At 67.1% G+C, this 17009-nt stretch carries 14 protein-coding genes; 4 read left to right on the top strand and 10 right to left on the bottom strand.

The genetic code is table 11. The annotated features are described in order from the left end of the window. Positions 1–6 precede the first annotated feature (6 nt). A complete protein-coding gene (locus tag BKY59_RS14180) occupies positions 7–573 on the top strand; it encodes a DUF1190 domain-containing protein (RefSeq protein WP_076072720.1) in 567 nt (188 codons plus the stop codon). 318 nt (positions 574–891) lie between these two features. Here the strand turns inward: BKY59_RS14180 and BKY59_RS14175 are convergent, their stop codons facing one another. The 9 genes from BKY59_RS14175 to BKY59_RS14135 form a co-directional block, all read right to left on the bottom strand. Next, positions 892–1233 carry a DUF6481 family protein gene (locus BKY59_RS14175; protein ID WP_076072719.1) on the bottom strand — a complete coding sequence of 114 codons (342 nt, stop codon included), beginning with the start codon at positions 1231–1233 and terminating at the stop codon, positions 892–894. 66 nt (positions 1234–1299) lie between these two features. After that, on the bottom strand, positions 1300–2112 hold the full coding sequence (locus BKY59_RS14170; protein WP_076072718.1) for a Cof-type HAD-IIB family hydrolase: 813 nt from the start codon (positions 2110–2112) through the stop codon (positions 1300–1302). After that, on the bottom strand, positions 2109–3611 hold the full coding sequence (gene zwf, locus BKY59_RS14165) for a glucose-6-phosphate dehydrogenase (RefSeq protein ID WP_076072717.1): 1503 nt from the start codon (positions 3609–3611) through the stop codon (positions 2109–2111). Before zwf ends, BKY59_RS14170 begins: the two co-directional genes overlap by 4 nt. Next, positions 3608–4585, bottom strand: coding sequence for a phosphogluconate dehydrogenase (NAD(+)-dependent, decarboxylating) (gnd, locus tag BKY59_RS14160; protein ID WP_076072716.1), 978 nt, complete (start codon positions 4583–4585; stop codon positions 3608–3610). The genes zwf and gnd overlap by 4 nt, the downstream gene beginning before the upstream one ends. Before the next feature lie 114 nt (positions 4586–4699). Beyond that, on the bottom strand, positions 4700–7504 hold the full coding sequence (locus BKY59_RS14155) for a bifunctional transaldolase/phosoglucose isomerase (protein ID WP_076072715.1): 2805 nt from the start codon (positions 7502–7504) through the stop codon (positions 4700–4702). Further along, positions 7501–9585 carry a transketolase gene (gene tkt, locus BKY59_RS14150; protein ID WP_076072975.1) on the bottom strand — a complete coding sequence of 695 codons (2085 nt, stop codon included), beginning with the start codon at positions 9583–9585 and terminating at the stop codon, positions 7501–7503. Before tkt ends, BKY59_RS14155 begins: the two co-directional genes overlap by 4 nt. Before the next feature lie 121 nt (positions 9586–9706). Then, a complete protein-coding gene (gene rpiA / locus BKY59_RS14145; RefSeq protein WP_076072714.1) occupies positions 9707–10366 on the bottom strand; it encodes a ribose-5-phosphate isomerase RpiA in 660 nt (219 codons plus the stop codon). Positions 10367–10502: 136 nt separating this feature from the next. Next, on the bottom strand, positions 10503–11606 hold the full coding sequence (locus tag BKY59_RS14140) for an acyl-CoA dehydrogenase family protein (protein ID WP_076072712.1): 1104 nt from the start codon (positions 11604–11606) through the stop codon (positions 10503–10505). 3 nt (positions 11607–11609) lie between these two features. Beyond that, the gene (locus BKY59_RS14135; RefSeq protein ID WP_076072711.1) at positions 11610–12809 is read right to left on the bottom strand and encodes an acyl-CoA dehydrogenase family protein; all 1200 of its coding nucleotides are present in this window, start codon (positions 12807–12809) and stop codon (positions 11610–11612) included. A gap of 145 nt (positions 12810–12954) precedes the next feature. On the opposite strand from BKY59_RS14135, the gene BKY59_RS14130 reads away from it, so the two are divergent. The 3 genes from BKY59_RS14130 to kdsA are packed head-to-tail and all read left to right on the top strand — an operon-like array spanning position 12955 to position 15697. Then, entirely contained in the window at positions 12955–13992 is a 1038-nt protein-coding gene (locus tag BKY59_RS14130) for a KpsF/GutQ family sugar-phosphate isomerase (RefSeq protein WP_083672161.1), read from the top strand. After that, positions 13989–14849 carry a 3-deoxy-manno-octulosonate cytidylyltransferase gene (locus tag BKY59_RS14125; RefSeq protein WP_076072709.1) on the top strand — a complete coding sequence of 287 codons (861 nt, stop codon included), beginning with the start codon at positions 13989–13991 and terminating at the stop codon, positions 14847–14849. Before BKY59_RS14130 ends, BKY59_RS14125 begins: the two co-directional genes overlap by 4 nt. Further along, entirely contained in the window at positions 14846–15697 is an 852-nt protein-coding gene (kdsA, locus tag BKY59_RS14120; protein ID WP_076072708.1) for a 3-deoxy-8-phosphooctulonate synthase, read from the top strand. The genes BKY59_RS14125 and kdsA overlap by 4 nt, the downstream gene beginning before the upstream one ends. Before the next feature lie 101 nt (positions 15698–15798). Here the strand turns inward: kdsA and BKY59_RS14115 are convergent, their stop codons facing one another. Further along, entirely contained in the window at positions 15799–16977 is a 1179-nt protein-coding gene (locus BKY59_RS14115) for a polysaccharide biosynthesis/export family protein (RefSeq protein WP_076072706.1), read from the bottom strand. Between the last annotated feature and the right edge of the window lie 32 nt (positions 16978–17009).

Below are 17009 nucleotides of genomic sequence, written 5' to 3'. Positions count from 1 at the left end.
GCGGCGATGAAGCGTTCCCGGACGATCGTGCTGACATCGTTGATGGCGGGCGCGGGCGTTTCGCTGTCCGCGTGCGACGGCGACGATCCCGGCGGCAAGCCGGTGGAGGCGACCAGCTATACGTCGGTCGCCGCGTGCAAGGCGGATGCGCAGATGACGCCGGCGGCCTGCGACAAGGCCTATGCCGATGCGCAGAAGGCGAACGAGACGAACGCCCCGCGGTTCGACCAGCGCCAGAGCTGCGAGGCGCAGTACGGCGTCGACCAGTGCGTGCCGCGCAACAACGGCAGCTTCTTCACGCCGTTGCTGACCGGGTTCATCGTCGGGCAGGCGCTGGGCAATCTGGGCGGCGGGGGGTATCGCGGTGCGCCGATGTATCGCGATCGCTACGGCAGCTATTATGGCGGCGGCGGCGTGCCGTTCGGGCGCGATTATGTCAGCGGGCGGACGCGGATCGGGTCCAACGCGTTCAACCCGGCGGTGCGCGCGCCGACCCGTATCCAGTCGCGCAGCTCGGTGATCTCGCGTGGCGGCTTCGGCGGTGGCGGCGGCGGGCGCAGCTTCGGCGGGTAGGTTTGGGGCTGCCGGATGTCCGTTGCGCGGAGTCGACGCCGACATTCAGGCTGGGGCAGATGTAGCGTTCGACCGGTGGCGGAGTGACAATGGATCCCGGCCTCCGCCGGGATGACGGTCGTCAAGATGCATGGTGGGCGAAGGCTGAACAGGTCTCTTGGCCTGCTCGCCCGGTGAAACCAGCACTGCCTTCGAAGCCGTCATCCCGACGGACGTCAGGACCCATTATCACTACGGGCGCAGATCATGGGCATCTGCGAGGTTCGAAACTTCGCGCAGTCGCAGAAGCGACGGCGCGGAAGTTTCCGAATCACATCCTTACTTGCGAGCCTTGCGGGCGGCGTATTTCGCGTCGCGGGCGGCCTTCTGGGCGGCCTTGCGGTCGGCTTCGGACATCTGGGCTTCTTCGGCGGCCTTCTTCTCGGCTTCTTCGCGGATCGCGCGTTCGGCCTTGCGGACTGCGTCGATCTCGGCCTTTTCGGCAAGCTTGACGGCACGGCGCTCGGCTTCGCGGGCGTCCTTGGCTTCCTGCGCGGCCTTCTTCTCGGCGATCAGCGCCGGATCGGGCGCAGCCTTGTTCTTCATCGCCTCCAGCGCCTTGGTCTTTGCGGCGGCGGCGGCGCTGCGACGGTCGGTGAAATCGGGATTATAGGTCTTCATAAAAGCGGGTCTGATGCCTTTGCAGCGATGGGGACGGGTGTGCCGCCGGTTACGGGGCGGCCCCTATCATAATATGTGTCGTTCGGCCAATTCCGCCAGCGCGTTCACCGCATCGGCCAGTCCGTCGGCATCGGTCGGCCCGGTGACGCGGGTCGCGGCATCGCGTACCGCCTGCGGTGCCTGACCCATCGCGATCGACGTACCGGCCCGTGCGAACATCGGCAGGTCGTTCGGCATGTCGCCGGCGACGGTGACGTCGGCCAGCGCCACGCCGACCGCCGCGCACAGCGCGGCGACGCCATCACCCTTGTTGGCGGCAAGCGCCGTGATGTCGAGGTAGTAGGGTTGCGAGCAGGCAATCGTGGCCGCGGGGCCGTGCGCGGCGATCAGGTCCCGCTCCACCCCGGCGACCAGCGGTGCATCGTCGCTGACGCCGACGATCTTGTCGATCCGGTCGATGACGGCCGTGAAGTCGTCGGTATAGATCGGGTCGATCGCCGCGGCGATCCGCTCGCGCTGCGCATTATGGTTGCCTTCCGCGCTGGCGAACCACTTGCCGTCCGCGAAGACCCAGCGGTCGACGTTCGCGGCGCGCAGGCGGTCGAGCGTATCGGCGGCGACATCGGCGGGCACATGGGCCGCCGACAGGATCGTGCCGTCGGGCATGAAGATCGTCCCACCGTTGAACGCGCCCATCGGCAGGTCGATACCCAGCCGTTCGCCATGCGCGATCATGCCGGACGGCGGCCGCGCGCTGATGAGCGTGACGGGCACGCCGGCGGCGCGCAGCCGGTGGATCGCGGCGACGGTGGGTTCGGTCAACACCTTGTCCTTGCGAACCAGGGTGCCGTCGATGTCGGAGACGAACAGTCGGGTCATGCGGACCTTCCGATGGCGTGCCAGGCGCGGCCGTCGCGTGCCAGCAGTGCGGCGGCGGCATCCGGACCGTCACTCCCGGCGGCATAGGGTTCGGGTTCGCCGCCCGCCGCCCAGGCGTCGAGGATCGGCTGCACCGCTTCCCAGCCGGATTCGATCTGGTCCGCGCGCTGGAACAGCGTCTGGTCCCCGGTCAGCATATCGTAGAGCAGCGTTTCGTAGCCTGTGGTGTGGCCGAGCCTGAAATGATCGGCATAGGCGAAGTCAAGGCTGACGGGCACGGGCTCGATCACCGGTCCGGGTTTCTTGGCGAGGATGTCGATGCTCAGTCCCTCGTCGGGCTGGATCTGGATGACCATCCGGTTCGGTGGCAGGCGGGCGTCGTCGGCGCCGGCGAACTGCGCATAGGGGACCGGCTTGAACTGGACGACGACCTCGGTATCGCGTGCGGCCAGCCCCTTGCCGGTGCGCAGGTAGAAGGGGACGCCGGCCCAGCGCCAGCTGTCGACCATCAGCTTCACCGCCACATAGGTTTCGGTGCGGCTGTCGGGCGCCACGTCCGGTTCGGCGCGGTAATCGAAGACGTCCGCATCGCCCGCGCGACCGGCCGTGTACCGGCCGCGCACGGCGACGGTGGCGACATCCTCGGGTTTCGGCGCGCGGATGGCGGCGATCACCTTGGCTTTCTCGTTGCGGATCGATTCCGCATCGAAGCTGTTCGGCGGTTCCATGCCGACCATCGCCAGCAGCTGGAACAGATGGTTCGGGACCATGTCGCGCATCGCGCCGGTCCCGTCATAGAACTTGCCGCGCGTGCCGACCGTCACGGTTTCGGCGGCGGTAATCTGGACATGATCGATGTAGCGGTTGTTCCACACCGCCTCCACCACCGTGTTGGCGAAGCGCGCGACGAGGATGTTCTGGACGGTTTCCTTGCCCAGAAAGTGATCGATCCGGTAGATCTGGCTTTCGTCCAGATGTTGCAGGATGTCGGCATCGAGCGCCTGCGCGGACGGCAGGTCGTGGCCGAATGGCTTTTCGATCACGACGCGGCGGAACGCGTCGTCAGTCTGCTCCAGCAAGCCCGCCGTGCCCAGGCTGGCGATGATCGGGCCAAAGAAGCCGGGCGCGGTGGCGAGGTAGAAGGCGGCGTTGCCGGTGATCTGGTCCTTGAGTGCAGCGAAAGTGGCGGCGTCCTCGAAATCGCCCTTCAGATAGGTGATGCGGTCGCGCAGTTTCAGCCAGTCGGGGTCCTGCGCGCCGGCCTTGTCGCCGTTCGCGCCGCCTTCGCCGTCGGCCTTGCCGATGAAGTCGTCCAGCCGATCGCGCAGATGATCGTCGTCGCCGTCATGGTGGCTGACGCCGACGATGCGGAAATCATCGCCGACGAGGTCGCCGCGGACGAGGTTGACGATCGCGGGCACCAGCAGCCGGCGAGTGAGATCGCCCAGCGCGCCGAAGATGACGAGCGTCGCTGCCGGCGCCCGTTCGGCCACGGTCATTGCGGCATTTCCACATGGCCGCCGAAGCCGAACCGCATCGCCGACAGCAGCTTGTCGCCGAACGTGGTGTCGACCCGGCTGCGGTAGCGCGCGAACAGCGCGGCGGTCAGGACGTTGGCGGGCACCTTCTCCTCCATCGCGGCGTCGATCGTCCATTGCCCCTCGCCCGAATCGGCGACGTGGCCGCTGAACTGCTTCAGCTCATGATCGTTGGCGAGGCCGATCGCGGTCAGGTCGAGCAGCCAGGAGGAGATGACGCTGCCGCGCCGCCAGACCTCGGCGATGTCGGGCAGGTTCAGATCGAACCGTTCGTCCTCCGCCAGCTTGTCGGACGCCTTGCCCTTCAGAATGTCGAAGCCCTCGGCGTAGGCCTGCATCAGGCCATATTCGATGCCGTTGTGCACCATCTTGACGAAGTGGCCGGCACCGGCGGGACCGGCATGGATATAACCGCGTTCCGCACGGTCGTCGGTCGCCTCCCGCCCATGCGTCGGCACGACCTCGCCACGGCCGGGGGCGAGCGCGTCGAAGATCGGATCGAGCAACCGGACCGCATCGTCGCTGCCGCCGATCATCATGCAATAGCCGCGTTCCAGGCCCCATACGCCGCCGGACGTGCCGACATCGACATAATGCAGGCCCTGTTCCGCCAGCGCCTTCGCACGGCGGATATCGTCCTTGTAGAAGCTGTTGCCGCCGTCGATCACGATGTCGCCGGGCGCGCAGAGTGCCGCGATGGCCTCGACCGTCTGTTCGGTGATCGGGCCGGCGGGCAGCATCGACCAGAAGATGCGCGGGCCGGCGAGCTTGCCGGCCATGTCCTCCAGCCCGGACGCCGGGGTGGCACCGTCGTCGGTCAGGGCCGCCACGGCCTTCTCGTCGCGGTCGTAGGCAACGACTTCGTGGCCGGCGCGCATCAGGCGGCGGGCGATGTTGCCGCCCATGCGGCCGAGGCCGATGATGCCGATCTTCATGGGGATGCTCCTATCATTCAGGATCGTACTTCGGCGTGGGCGGGGACCTTGGGGCAAGGGTGCGTCCAGGCCCCGGTCTCCGCCGGAGTACGGTCAAGGTCGTTCTATGTCCGGTCAGTCGGCGACGCTGGCGATCACCAGCGTTTCGAGCCGTTCGATCGCGGCGTCATGCTTCAGGTGGACGCGCATGACGCGCTGGCCACGTTCCACCAGCACGTCGAGGTCGCCGCGGGCCTGGGCCAGCTGCACGGTGCCGAAGCTGGCCTTGCGGCCGGGAACGGCAACGTCGTCGGACGGGGTGCGGGTGATTTTCAGGAAGCTGCCTGTGCGTGGACCACCCTTGTACGCCTGACCCGTCGAATGGAGGAAACGTGGGCCGAAACCGGCCACCGTCGCCACCTGACGCGCATCGCGCACCGCCGCCCGCATCCGCGCGATTGACGCGGCATGCGTGTCGTTGCGTTCGATATAGGCGAGGAACCCGGCATAGTCGCCGGGCACGAGGCTGGCGAAATGCGTCCGGAGCAGGACCGCGGGATCGGTCGGCGCGAATTCCGGATCGCCCGGCGCGAAGATGCGCAGGTCGGCATCCTCGTACAGCGGGGTTTCGGGTTCGAGCGCACCGGTCGCCTCATAGGCATCGACCAGCTTGCGGGCCTCCACCTTGGCGGCTTCCACATCGGGCTGATCGAACGGATCGATACCCAGGACCGCGCCCGCGACGGCGGTGGCCATTTCCCAGCGGAAGAACTCCTGCCCCAGCTGCATCGGGTCGGCGACGCTGATCCGCACAAGCGGATGGCCGCCCTCGGTCAGCGCCAGCAGCGTCGATTCGAGCGCGTCGTCGCTGTCGCCCGCCAGATGGAGATGCACGAACAGACGGTCGGTGCCGTAGCTGTCCGCCGAGCCGAGCGGTTCGAGGTCGACGGGGACGATGCCCTTGCCTTCCTTGCCGGTCGATTCGGCAACGAGTTGCTCCAGCCAGCTGCCGAACGCGGCGAGGCCGGGGCTGGGCAGGATGGTCAGCTTGTCACGGCCGGCAAGCGCGGCCTCGCCCAGGATCGCGCCGAGCCGGAGCCCGGGGTTCGTGTTCGGCGGGCTGTCCGGACCGCAGGCATGGACCATCGCCTGCGCCGCGGTGAAGAAGGCGGCAATGTCCACGCCCATCATCGCGGCTGGCACCATGCCGAAAACCGACAGGACGGAATAGCGCCCGCCGATCGTGGGATCGCCGTGGAAGACATGACCAAACCCGTCCGCCTTGGCCGATGCCTCCAGCTTCGACCCTGGGTCGGTCACCGCGACGAAATTCTTGACGTCGGCGCCGGGCAGGCTGCGGAAATAGGCCTCCAGCAGTTGCGGCTCCAGCGTCGAACCCGACTTGGAGGACACGAGGAAGGCGGTGTTGCCGGCATCGATCAGCCCGGCGACGGTCGCGACCTGCGCCGGATCGGTGCTGTCGAGCGCGTGGAAGCGCGGCGCATCGGCGGCGCGAGGGACGATCTGCCCGATCACCTCCGGCCCGAGGCTGGACCCGCCCATGCCGAGCAGGACGACGTCGGCCTTGCCCTTCGTCGTGCCCTGAAGGTCTTCGAGCGCGTCGGTATCGACCTGTTCGCCCTTGCCGGCCGCCAGCCAGCCGAGCCACTTGGCTTCGTCCTTGCCGGTCCAGAGCGTTGCATCGCCCGCCCAGAGCCGGCGGCTCCAGGCGTCCTTGCGCATCGTGCCGAGCCGCGTTTCGACCGCTTCGTCAAGCGATTTGGGCAGCGTTGCGGTCATGCCGTTGAGCCGGTCGCCCAGCACCTTCTCGCGCTTGCCGGCCACCGCGCCGAGCAGCGAGTCGGCCGCATCGGCGAACAGCGTGACACCTGCGGTGACCAGCCCGGTCGTGACATCGCCCAGCTTCAGCTTGAGCCGTTCGGCCTCGGCCATCACATGTTCGGCATCGGCCACGTCGTCGGTCAGTTGCGGGGTAGCGTCGCCATGGTCGCGAAACGCATCCATGGTGGCGGGCGGCATGGTGTTGACCGTGTCGGCCCCGATCAACGTCTCGATATAGAGGACGTCGCTATACGCCTTGTCCTTCACGCCGGTGGAGGCCCAGAGCAGCCGCTGGACCTGCGCGCCCTTGGCCGCGAGCGCCTTCCAGCGGTCGGTTTCGAGGATTGCGAGATAGTCCTGATAGGCAAGCTTGGCATTCGCGATCGCGACCTTGCCGCGAATCGCCTTCAACGCGTCGGCATCCGGGTCGCCCTTGGCGATGCGCTCGTCGATCGTCTTGTCGACCAGCGCGTCGATGCGGCTGATGAAGAAGCTGGCGACGCTGGCGATGGCGTCGATCGGCTTCCCGTCGGCAACCCGCGCCTCCAGCCCTTCGAGATAGGCCATGGCGACCGCGCGGTAGGCGTCGCGCGAGAAGAGCAGGGTCACGTTGATGCTCAGCCCGTCCTCGATCAACTGGCGAATGGCGGGGACGCCTTCCTCCGTGCCGGGGACCTTGACCATCAGGTTGGGGCGATCGACCGCAGCGGCAAGGCGGTGCGCCTCCTCGATCGTTTCGTGCGTGGATTTGGCGAGGTAGGGCGAAACCTCGAGGCTGACATAACCGTCCTTGCCCTGCAGCCGGTCATAGACCGGGCGCAGATCGTCCGCCGCGGCCTGGATATCGGCGATCGCGAGGCTTTCGTAGACGGCGACGACGGAAGAGTCGCCCTTGTCCAGATAGGCGGCCAGGCCGTCGTCATAAGCGTCCGAATGGCCGATCGCCTTCTCGAAGATCGACGGGTTGGACGTGACGCCGGTCAGGCCGTCTTCCGCGATCAGTTTGCGCAGGCCGCCATCGGCCAGGAACTTGCGATCGACGAAATCGAGCCAGACGGCCTGTCCGGCCTGTTCCAGTGCGTTAAGCGGACCCGTCATTTTCCGTTCCCCTGCATCACTTCATGCGCGACCTTCACGACATTTTCGACCGTGAAGCCGTACTTCTGCTGTAACTTCACCAACGGTGCGGATGCGCCGAAGGTGGACATGGTGATGGTTGCGCCATCATGCCCGACATAGCGGTCCCAACCCATCGAGCCGGCCTGTTCCACGGCCACGCGGGCGCGGACGGCGGGCGGGAAGATCGAGTCGCGATATTCGGCGTCCTGATGTTCGAACAATTCCCAGCTGGGCATCGATACGACGCGGGCGCGGACGCCCTCCGCCCGGAGCTGTTCATAGGCTTCGACCACCAGCGAAACCTCGCTGCCGGTGCCGATCAGGATGACGTCGGGATCGCCGCCGCCCGCCTCGGCCAGGATATATGCCCCCTTCAGCAGACCATCGGCGGACGCATATTTCGCACGGTCGAGCGTGGGCAGCGCCTGGCGCGAGAAGATGAGCGCGCTGGGCCGGTCGGACTGCTTCAGCGCGGCGGACCAGGCCTGTGCGGTCTCGTTGGCATCACCCGGACGGATGGTGACGAGCCCGGGGATCGCGCGCAGCGTGGCGAGATGTTCGATCGGCTGATGCGTCGGGCCATCCTCGCCTACCCCGATGCTGTCATGCGTGAACACGAAGATCGTCGGGACCTCCATGATCGCGGCCAGCCGGATCGGTGCGCGCATATAGTCGGAGAACACCAGGAAGGTGCCGGTGTAGGAGCGCAGATAGCTGAGCGCCATGCCGTTGGCGATCGACCCCATCGCATGTTCGCGGACGCCGAAATGCATGTTGCGACCGCCGGGGGTGGTGGCGGTGAAGCTGCCCGCGCCGTCGAACTTCAGGTCGGTCTTGGTCGACGGCGACAGATCGGCGGCACCGCCCATCAGGCTGGGTACGCGCTTGGCGATCGCGTTCAGAACCTTGCCGCCGGCGTCGCGGCTGGCGATGCCCTTGGCATCGGCGTCGAACACCGGCACGTCGGCCGCCCAGTCGTCCGGCAGTTCGCCCTGGCGCATGCTTTCCAGCTGGGCCGCCAGTTCGGGATATTTGGCGCGATAGGCCGCGAAGGTCGCGTCCCAACTCTCGCGCAGCGGACGGCTGCGCTCGATCATGCTGTGCGCGAAATGTTCGGCCACGCCTTCCGGGACGTAGAAGTCCTTGTCTTCCGGCCAGCCATAGGCCTTCTTGGTCTCGCGGATCGCGTCGGCACCCAGCGGTTCGCCGTGCGCCTTTTCGCTGTTCGCCTTGGGGCTGCCCCAGCCGATGACGCTGTCCACGACGATCAGCGTCGGCGCGTCGTGCGTGTCGCGGAACGTCTGGAACGCCTCGGCCAGCGCGACCGTGTCGTTCGCGTCGGCGACATGCAGCGTCTTCCAGCCATAGGCGCGGTGGCGGGCGGCTACATCCTCGGTAAAGGCAAGGTCGGTATGACCTTCGATGCTGATCGTGTTGTTGTCATAGATCCAGCAGAGGTTGGACAATTTCATGTGACCGGCCAGCGAGGCGGCCTCCGCCGTCACGCCTTCCATCATGTCGCCGTCACCGCAGAGCGCATAGACGTCATGGTCGAACAGCACCGCATCGTCGCGGTTGAAATGCGCCGCCAGATGGCGTTCGGCGATGGCCATGCCGACCGAGTTTCCGCAGCCCTGACCCAGCGGGCCGGTGGTCGTCTCGACACCGGTGGTGAAGCGATATTCGGGGTGGCCGGGCGTCTTGGAGGACAGCTGGCGGAACCCCTTAATGTCTTCCAGGCTGACCGCGGGTTCACCGCTCGGCTTCCCGTCGGCATCGATCTCCTTCACGCCGGCCAGGTGCAGCAGCGAATAGAGCAGCATCGACGCGTGGCCGACCGACAGCACGAACCGGTCGCGATTGGGCCAGTCGGGACGGTCCGGATCGTAGCGCAGGAACTGCGACCAGAGCGTGTGGCCGACCGGGGCGAGTGCCATCGGCGTGCCGGGATGGCCGCTGTTCGCCTTCTGCACCGCGTCCATCGACAGCGTCCGGATCGTGTCGATCGCGAGTCGCTCCGGAGAGCCGTCTTCGTGAAGGCCGGTGGCGGAGGTGGTCATGGCGCGATCCTTGGCACGGCCGCCGGGGGCACCGAACGGCACCGGGCGGGATTAAGATATCGTGCGGGGAACGGTGGGCGGGCTGAACTGTTCCTGCCCGCCGTCACGCCCCGACACGTAGTCAGGGCCGGTCGTCCCAGAACACGGTGCCGTCAAGTGCGAAGCATGCATGATCGATCTCGTGCAGGAAAAGGCCGTGGCCGAGCAGGCCGGGAATGGCGGACAACGCGACCGCCAGCCCCGCCGGGTCCGCAATCGGGCCGAAGGCGGCGTCGGCCAGCAGATTATCCTGGTCGGACCGCGCGATACGCAGGGTGGCCGAAGCACCGAGTTCCGCCAGCCGGCGCAGCACGAAGGCGCGGGCGAAGGGCAGGATCTCAACCGGGATCGCGCGGTCGAGCTGCCCGACGCGTTTCGACCCGTCCGCAATGGCGATCATCCGCGTACTGGCGGCCGCGACGATCTTTTCCCGCAGCATGGCGCCGCCGCCGCCCTTGATCGCGCGGCGGCATGGATCGATCTGGTCCACCCCGTCGATCGTCAGGTCGACCCCTGGCACGTCGTCGAACGGCAGGACGGTGATACCGTGCGCTCCGGCCAGCATTTCGGTCGCGCGCGACGTCGCGACCGCGGTGATGCGCAGCCCGGCGCGGACGCGTTCGCCGAGCGCCATGATCGCATGCGCCGCGGTGCTGCCGGTGCCGAGCCCGACGAGCATGCCGGGCCGGACCTCCGCGGTGGCGGCGAGGGCGGCGGCGTGTTTGTCGGCGTCGGCGGTCATGGGGATGGAATGGGTGGGGGGGGCGGGGGTTCCGCGTCCGTTGTGGTGGTGCGGTCCGCGCCACACCGGCGTCACGAGCCGCCTCACCGACGGGAGATCCCGGCTTTCGCCGGGACGTCTGGGGCCAGGGTGCCGGTTACGCCGCCAGGCCGCCTATGTCGGTGAGTGCGTCGAGATGGTGGTCGGCGTCGCCGAACAGCGTTTCGATCGCGGTCAGCCGCTTGAAGACGTGCCCGATCTTATATTCCGCGGTGATGCCGATGCCACCGTGCAACTGTACCGCCTGCTGCCCCACGAAGCGGGCGGCGCGGGCGACCTGGACCTTGGCGGCGGCGATGTTGGCGGCGCGGACGGCCGGCGGCTGATCGAGCGAGACGGCCGCGAAGATCGCCATGCTGCGCGCCAGTTCGAGCTGCATCAGCATGTCGACGGCGCGGTGCTGCAACGCCTGGAAGCTGGCGATCGGGACGCCGAACTGCTTGCGCGTTTTGAGATATTCGGTCGTCAGGTCGAGCGCGGCAGCCATCGCGCCGACCGCCTCGGCACAGAGCGCAGCGTTGGCGGCCTCGATCGCGCGGGTCAGGTGGGCCGCACCGTCGCCCGCGATCCGTTCGGCCGGGACGTCGTCCAGCCGAACCGTGGCGACGCGGCTGCCGTCATAGCCGGCCTCCGCATGGACCGAGACGCCCGGGGCGGCGGCATCGACGAAGAACAGGCCCGTTTCGCCGGTGCTGGTGCGGGCCGAGACGATCAGTTCGTGTGCGTCGCCGCCGCCCAGCACGGCGATCTTCTCGCCCGTCAGCCGATCGCCAACCGCCACCGTCGCGCGGGCATCGACGGCGTAACGCGGCCCGCGCGGTTCGGCGAAGGCGACCGCCAGCCGGTGGTCGCCCGCGACGATCCGTTCGATCCGCGCCGCACGCTGGTCCCCGCTCGCTGCATCGCCCAGGATCGTGCCGGCCAGCACGATCGCCGACAGATAGGGTTCGACGACAAGTCCGCGGCCGAATTCCTCCATCAGGATCATCGTTTCGGTCCCGCCGCCGCCGAAACCGCCGTCCGCCTCCGCAAAGGGCAGGCCCAGCAGGCCGAGTTCGGCCATGGCGGACCAGATCGCCGGATCGCGCCCGCCGGGCATCGCCAGCATCCGGGTCCGATCCTCGAACCCGTAACGCTCCGCCACGAATCGGGCGACGCTGTCCTTCAGCAGGCGCTGGTCGTCGGAGAAGTCGAAATCCATGGTTCAGAGCCCCAGCACGGTCTTGGCGACGATATTGCGCTGGATCTCGTTCGATCCGCCGTAGATCGAGACCTTGCGCATGGTGAAATAATAGGGCGCGGCGGCGGACAGCCAGCGATCCTCGACGGCCTCGTTGCGGCCATGACCGCCATCGGGCAGCGCGAGGCCGGCGGGTCCGGCCAGCGTCATCATGATTTCGGTCATGCGTTGCTGTACCTCGGTGCCCTTCACCTTAAGGATCGAAGCGGCGGCGCCAGCGCCTTCTCCACCGTGGCCGCTGTCGGCGGCGACGACCCGCAACTGGGTGAGTTCGAGCGCCTTCAGGTCGATCTCCGCCTCCACCAGGTCGCGGAGCAGGCGGTCATGTTCGCGCGGCGTCAGGCGTCCGTCGGCGGCCATCTCCGCCGCGGTGTCGCGCGCCCAGCGCAGCCGTTCCTTGGACAGCCCGATCCGCGCAATGCCCGACCGTTCGTTGCCGAGCAGATGCTTGGCATAGTCCCAGCCGCGATTTTCCGTGCCGATCAGGTTTTCCGCCGGCACCCGAACATCGTCGAAGAAGACTTCGTTCACCTCATGATGATCGTCGATCGTGCGGATCGGGCGGACGGTGATGCCGGGCGACGTCATGTCGATCAGCAGGAAGCTGATCCCCATCTGCGGCTTGGGCGCCTTCGGATCGGTGCGGACGAGTGCGAAGATCCAGTCGGCATGCTGGGCCAGCGTGGTCCAGATCTTCTGGCCGTTGACGACATAGTCGTCGCCGTCGCGGACCGCGCTGGTCTTGAGCGAGGCGAGGTCGGAGCCGGAGCCCGGTTCGGAGAAGCCCTGGCACCACCAGATGTCGAGATTGGCAGTGGGGGCGAGGAACTTCGCCTTCTGCGCGTCCGTGCCGAAGCGCTGCAGGATCGGGCCGATCATGGCGACGTTGAAGGAGAATTCCTCCGGCGCGCGGGCGAGCGACAATTCCTCCTGGAAGATATATTTCTGCGCCGGGGTCCAGCCGCAGCCGCCATGTTCCGGCTGCCATTTCGGCACGGCCCAGCCGCGCGCGTTCAGGATCCGCTGCCACCGCACGATCTGTTCCTTCGTCAGGTCGGTCCGGTCGGCCACCGCGGTGCGGATATCGTCGGGCAGCTCGGCTGCCAGAAAAGTGCGGACCTCGTCACGGAACGCCTGTTCCTCGGGCGTGAAATCAAGGTTCATGGCAACGGACTCCGTCTTTTCATCGTATAGCGGACATAAACTCCCCTTGCCGTTTACGGAAGCGTAAAGGTTGTACCCTTAACGTGCGACATTTGGCACGCTCGCTTTTCCGAACCGGCAGGGCTAGGCACGAATGGTGATACGGATGAGCAAGACCCGGACGGCGCTGGTGCGATATGGTGTGGAAAGCGCGCGGCTGAGCCCGACCGAGACGCGCACGGCACGGATCCGCGAGGGGCAGTCCGTGATCGCGATCGAGGCGGCAGCACTTTCGCGGCTGCGCGAGGTGCTGGATGATTCGTTCGCCGACGCGGTCGAACTGTTGCTGACCCTGCCGGGTCGCGTGATCGTGACCGGGATGGGCAAGTCGGGGCATATCGCGCGCAAGATCGCCGCGACGCTGGCGTCCACCGGTACGCCCGCACTGTTCGTCCACCCGGCCGAGGCGGCGCACGGCGACCTGGGCATGATGATCGCGGGCGATGCGCTCATCATGCTGTCCAACTCGGGCGGGACCAGCGAACTGAAGCCGATGATCGGGCATGCCGCGGCGCTGAAGATGCCGATCATCGCGATTTCGGCGCGGCGCAACTCCACGCTGATGCGGGCAGCCGCGATCCGCCTGCTGCTTCCCGCGGCGGTGGAGGCGTGCCCGGCGAACATCGCACCGACCACGTCGACCGCGATGATGCTGGCGCTGGGCGACGCGCTGGCCATGGCGACGATGCGCGAACGTGGCCTGTCCCGCGACGGGTTCGAGGCACTGCACCCCGGCGGCACGATCGGCCTGCGGCTGATGCGCGTCGCCGCGGTGATGCATAGCGACGCCGAGATGCCGGTCGTGCCAACCGACATGCCGATGCGCGAGGTGGTCCTGACCATGACGCGCCTGTCGTTCGGCATCGCCGGCGTGGTGGACGGGAATGGGCGGCTGATCGGCGTCATCACCGATGGCGATCTGCGTCGCCATGTCGAGGCGCTGATGACCGCCACCGCGGAAGAGGTGATGACGCGCGACCCGATCACGATCGGCGCGGTGAGTTTTGCCGAGGATGCGCTGGCGCTGATGAACGATCACAAGATCACGGCGCTGTTCGTGACGGGCGGCGACAATGCGGACGGGCAGGACGTGCCCGTCGGCGTGGTTACTATCCATGATTTCCTGCGACTGGGGCTGGCATGAGCGACACCGGGGCGAATGTCGCGACCGAAGCGGGGGCGGACGTGACGCGGGTGGCGATCGTGGTGCCGGCGCGGCACGCATCGACCCGATATCCCGGCAAACCGCTGGTCGAGATCCGCGGCGCGACCGGGGCCATGCGCCCGCTGATCCGGCGCAGCTGGGACGCCGCCTGCGCGGCGGCAGCGGACATGGCCGGGAATGTCCGGATCGTGGTGGCGACGGACGACGGACGGATCGCGGACTGCGCAAACAGTTTCGGTGCGGAAGTGATGATGACGCCGGAGACGTGCGGCAACGGCACCGAACGCTGCGCCGCGGTGCTCGACCGGATCGGCGACGACATCGAGATCGTCGTCAACCTGCAGGGCGACGCGTTGCTGACCCCGCCCTGGTTCCTGTCCGCGCTGGTCGACGTGCTGCGCGCCGACCCGTCGATCGCGGTCGCGACGCCAGCCGTGCGCGCGACGCCGGCGGTCCACCGCCGCCTGCTGGACGATCAGGCCGCGGGACGGGTGGGGGGCACCACGGTGGCCACCGCGGCAGACGGCCGGGCGTTGTATTTTACCAAGGCGATCATTCCGCATGTCCCGGACGGGCGGATCGGCGATCCGGACCTGCCGGTGTTCCTGCATGTCGGCGTCTATGCCTATCGCCGGGCGGCGCTGGCGCAATATGCCGGCCTGGCCGAATCCGTGCTGGAAGGGCTGGAGGGGCTGGAGCAGTTGCGGTTCCTGGACGGCGGGGTGCCGGTACAGGTGGTGGAGGTCGATCCGCGGGGCTGCGAGTTGTGGGAATTGAACAATCCGAGCGACCTGGCACCGATCGAGGTGCAGCTTGCGGTGCGGGGAATGGCATGATCGACGCGACGGGAACCACCACGACGCTGTGCGGCCGGCCGGTCGGGCTGGCGCATCCGCTGTTCCTGATCGCGGGGCCGTGCGTGATCGAAGGCGAGGCGATGGCGCTGGCGACGGCCGAACGGCTGCGCGCGATCGCGGACCGCCTGGACATCCTGCTGATCTACAAAAGCTCGTTCGACAAGGCGAACCGGTCGTCGGGCAGCTCGTTCCGCGGGCCGGGCCTGCACGAAGGGCTGCGGATCCTTGAAAAGGTGCGCGCCGAAACCGGGTTGCCGGTGCTGACCGACGTGCATGAGGTGGCGCAGGTGCGTGCCGTGGCGGACGTGGTGGACGTTTTGCAGACACCCGCGTTCCTCGCCCGCCAGACCGACCTGATCGAGGCGGTGGCGGCGTGCGGCAGGCCCGTCAACATCAAGAAGGGCCAGTTCATGGCCCCGAACGACATGGTGCATGTGATAGCCAAGGCACGCGAGGCAGCAGCCGCAGCGGGCGTGTCGGACGACGGCCTGATGGTGGCCGATCGGGGCACCAGTTTCGGCTATAATAATCTGGTCAGCGACATGCGCGGGCTGGTCATCATGCGGAATACCGGTTGTCCGGTGATCTTCGACGCGACCCATTCGGTACAGCTGCCCGGCGGGCAGGGCGCGACCAGCGGGGGGCAGAGCGAGTTCGTCCCCGTACTGGCGCGCGCGGCGGTGGCGGTCGGGATATCCGGGCTGTTCATGGAAACGCACCCCGATCCGGCCAACGCAAAGTCCGACGGCCCGAACGCGGTGCCGCTGGACGCGTTCGAGGCGCTCGTCGGTGGGCTGGTCGGGCTGGATGCGTTCGTGAAGGGTTGAACCAGTCTATCAGGCGAATGTCAGCGTTCAAACGGACGCCGATTACGGTAAATCGGCCGACTGCCCCTGAAGTACCGGATCAGGCAGTCGGCCGATCGATGTTACCGGGTGATAGCACGCGCCGTGATGAACGGTGAGAACAGCTGGTTTATGACATTGATGAGCTTGGCAGGCTGATTGGCGCGCGCGTTGGCAATATAGATGACATCCTTGTCGCGCATTGTAACGCGTTGCGAAAGGAAATAGCTTTCCGGCTTCATCAAGTTGAGCCTGTACAGCTTTGGCAGGCTTCCCGCATTGCCGTCGAACGCGCTTTCATACCGAAAGAGGAATACGGCTGATGGATCCGCCTGTGCATCGTTCGGGCCGCCAGCGCGCGCCAGTGCTTCCGCCAGCGAAACGTCACCGTTTTCGAAACTGATCTGGGATGCTCGACCGGACGCACCGAACACAGTGTACGAACGCGGTCGGCGAATGAGTTCCAGTCGGTCGCCAGCCACCAGCACGAGATCGTCGGGTGCGCCGGACCGGATCAGGCTAAGCCGCTGTTCAACCGAGCGGTTGCCGCGCGTAAATCGCAGGATCGTGTCCTCGGTCGTTCCGGCTCCGCCGCCGGCCGAAGCAATTGCGTCCAGCAGGCGTTCACGCGAGAGCGTAAGTTCGAGCCGACCCGGTCGCCGAACATCACCGCTGACATAGACCGTATTCGAAACATTGGATCGGATCGTCACCAGGGCCTGGGGACTTTGCGATTTCCCACGGAGCCCCTGCTCGACGAGGCGTTGGATTTCGGAGGGGGTAAGCCCCGCCACGCCCAGCCGCCCGATATAGGGAAGCCGGATCGTTCCTTCCCGATCGACCACGATCGCCGGAAAATTCTCGGCTCTGGCTGACGGTACCATTGTCGCCCCCGCCGGTGAACCCATGCCTGCGCCGGCGCCGGCGCCGGCCCCGGCCCCTCCGAAAAGAGATACGCCGACTTCGTATATGCTGACCGCGAGCGTGTCGCCCGGCCCGACGACGTCCGTTCGCGTATCCTGCGCCAATGGCGCGAGTCTGCCGGTGCCGTCGCTTGCCGGGGCCTGCGCAACGGCCCTGATCGTCGATGGATCAAGGTTCGTGATCGAAAACTTCAGCTGTTCGCCGCTCTCCATCGCGCCACGTTCGATCGCGGCAGCGGTGGGGCCGCTAGATGGCAACGTCGCGCAACCGGCGAGCGCAAGGCCTGAACCGGTGATCAAAAGCTTGCGCGTAGTCGAGCGGAACGAATCAAGCAGCATGCGTACAAAACCTCATAACGCCTGCCAGCCGC

Source organism: Sphingomonas montana, from assembly GCF_001956315.1.
GTDB classification, from domain to species: Bacteria; Pseudomonadota; Alphaproteobacteria; order Sphingomonadales; family Sphingomonadaceae; genus Sphingomonas_R; species Sphingomonas_R montana.
The sequence above is the reverse complement of the archived record's forward strand: the minus strand, read 5'-3'. Positions and strand labels throughout refer to the sequence as shown.

Coding starts and splice junctions, on each gene's coding strand:
- BKY59_RS14155 (WP_076072715.1), bottom strand. CDS start 7,504: ATGACGGGTCCGCTTAACGCACTGGAACAGGCCGGACAGGCCGTCTGG.
- zwf (WP_076072717.1), bottom strand. CDS start 3,611: ATGACCGTGGCCGAACGGGCGCCGGCAGCGACGCTCGTCATCTTCGGC.
- rpiA (WP_076072714.1), bottom strand. CDS start 10,366: ATGACCGCCGACGCCGACAAACACGCCGCCGCCCTCGCCGCCACCGCG.
- BKY59_RS14175 (WP_076072719.1), bottom strand. CDS start 1,233: ATGAAGACCTATAATCCCGATTTCACCGACCGTCGCAGCGCCGCCGCC.
- BKY59_RS14180 (WP_076072720.1), top strand. CDS start 7: ATGAAGCGTTCCCGGACGATCGTGCTGACATCGTTGATGGCGGGCGCG.
- BKY59_RS14170 (WP_076072718.1), bottom strand. CDS start 2,112: ATGACCCGACTGTTCGTCTCCGACATCGACGGCACCCTGGTTCGCAAG.
- kdsA (WP_076072708.1), top strand. CDS start 14,846: ATGATCGACGCGACGGGAACCACCACGACGCTGTGCGGCCGGCCGGTC.
- BKY59_RS14140 (WP_076072712.1), bottom strand. CDS start 11,606: ATGGATTTCGACTTCTCCGACGACCAGCGCCTGCTGAAGGACAGCGTC.
- BKY59_RS14135 (WP_076072711.1), bottom strand. CDS start 12,809: ATGAACCTTGATTTCACGCCCGAGGAACAGGCGTTCCGTGACGAGGTC.
- BKY59_RS14130 (WP_083672161.1), top strand. CDS start 12,955: ATGAGCAAGACCCGGACGGCGCTGGTGCGATATGGTGTGGAAAGCGCG.
- gnd (WP_076072716.1), bottom strand. CDS start 4,585: ATGAAGATCGGCATCATCGGCCTCGGCCGCATGGGCGGCAACATCGCC.
- BKY59_RS14125 (WP_076072709.1), top strand. CDS start 13,989: ATGAGCGACACCGGGGCGAATGTCGCGACCGAAGCGGGGGCGGACGTG.
- tkt (WP_076072975.1), bottom strand. CDS start 9,585: ATGACCACCTCCGCCACCGGCCTTCACGAAGACGGCTCTCCGGAGCGA.
- BKY59_RS14115 (WP_076072706.1), bottom strand. CDS start 16,977: ATGCTGCTTGATTCGTTCCGCTCGACTACGCGCAAGCTTTTGATCACC.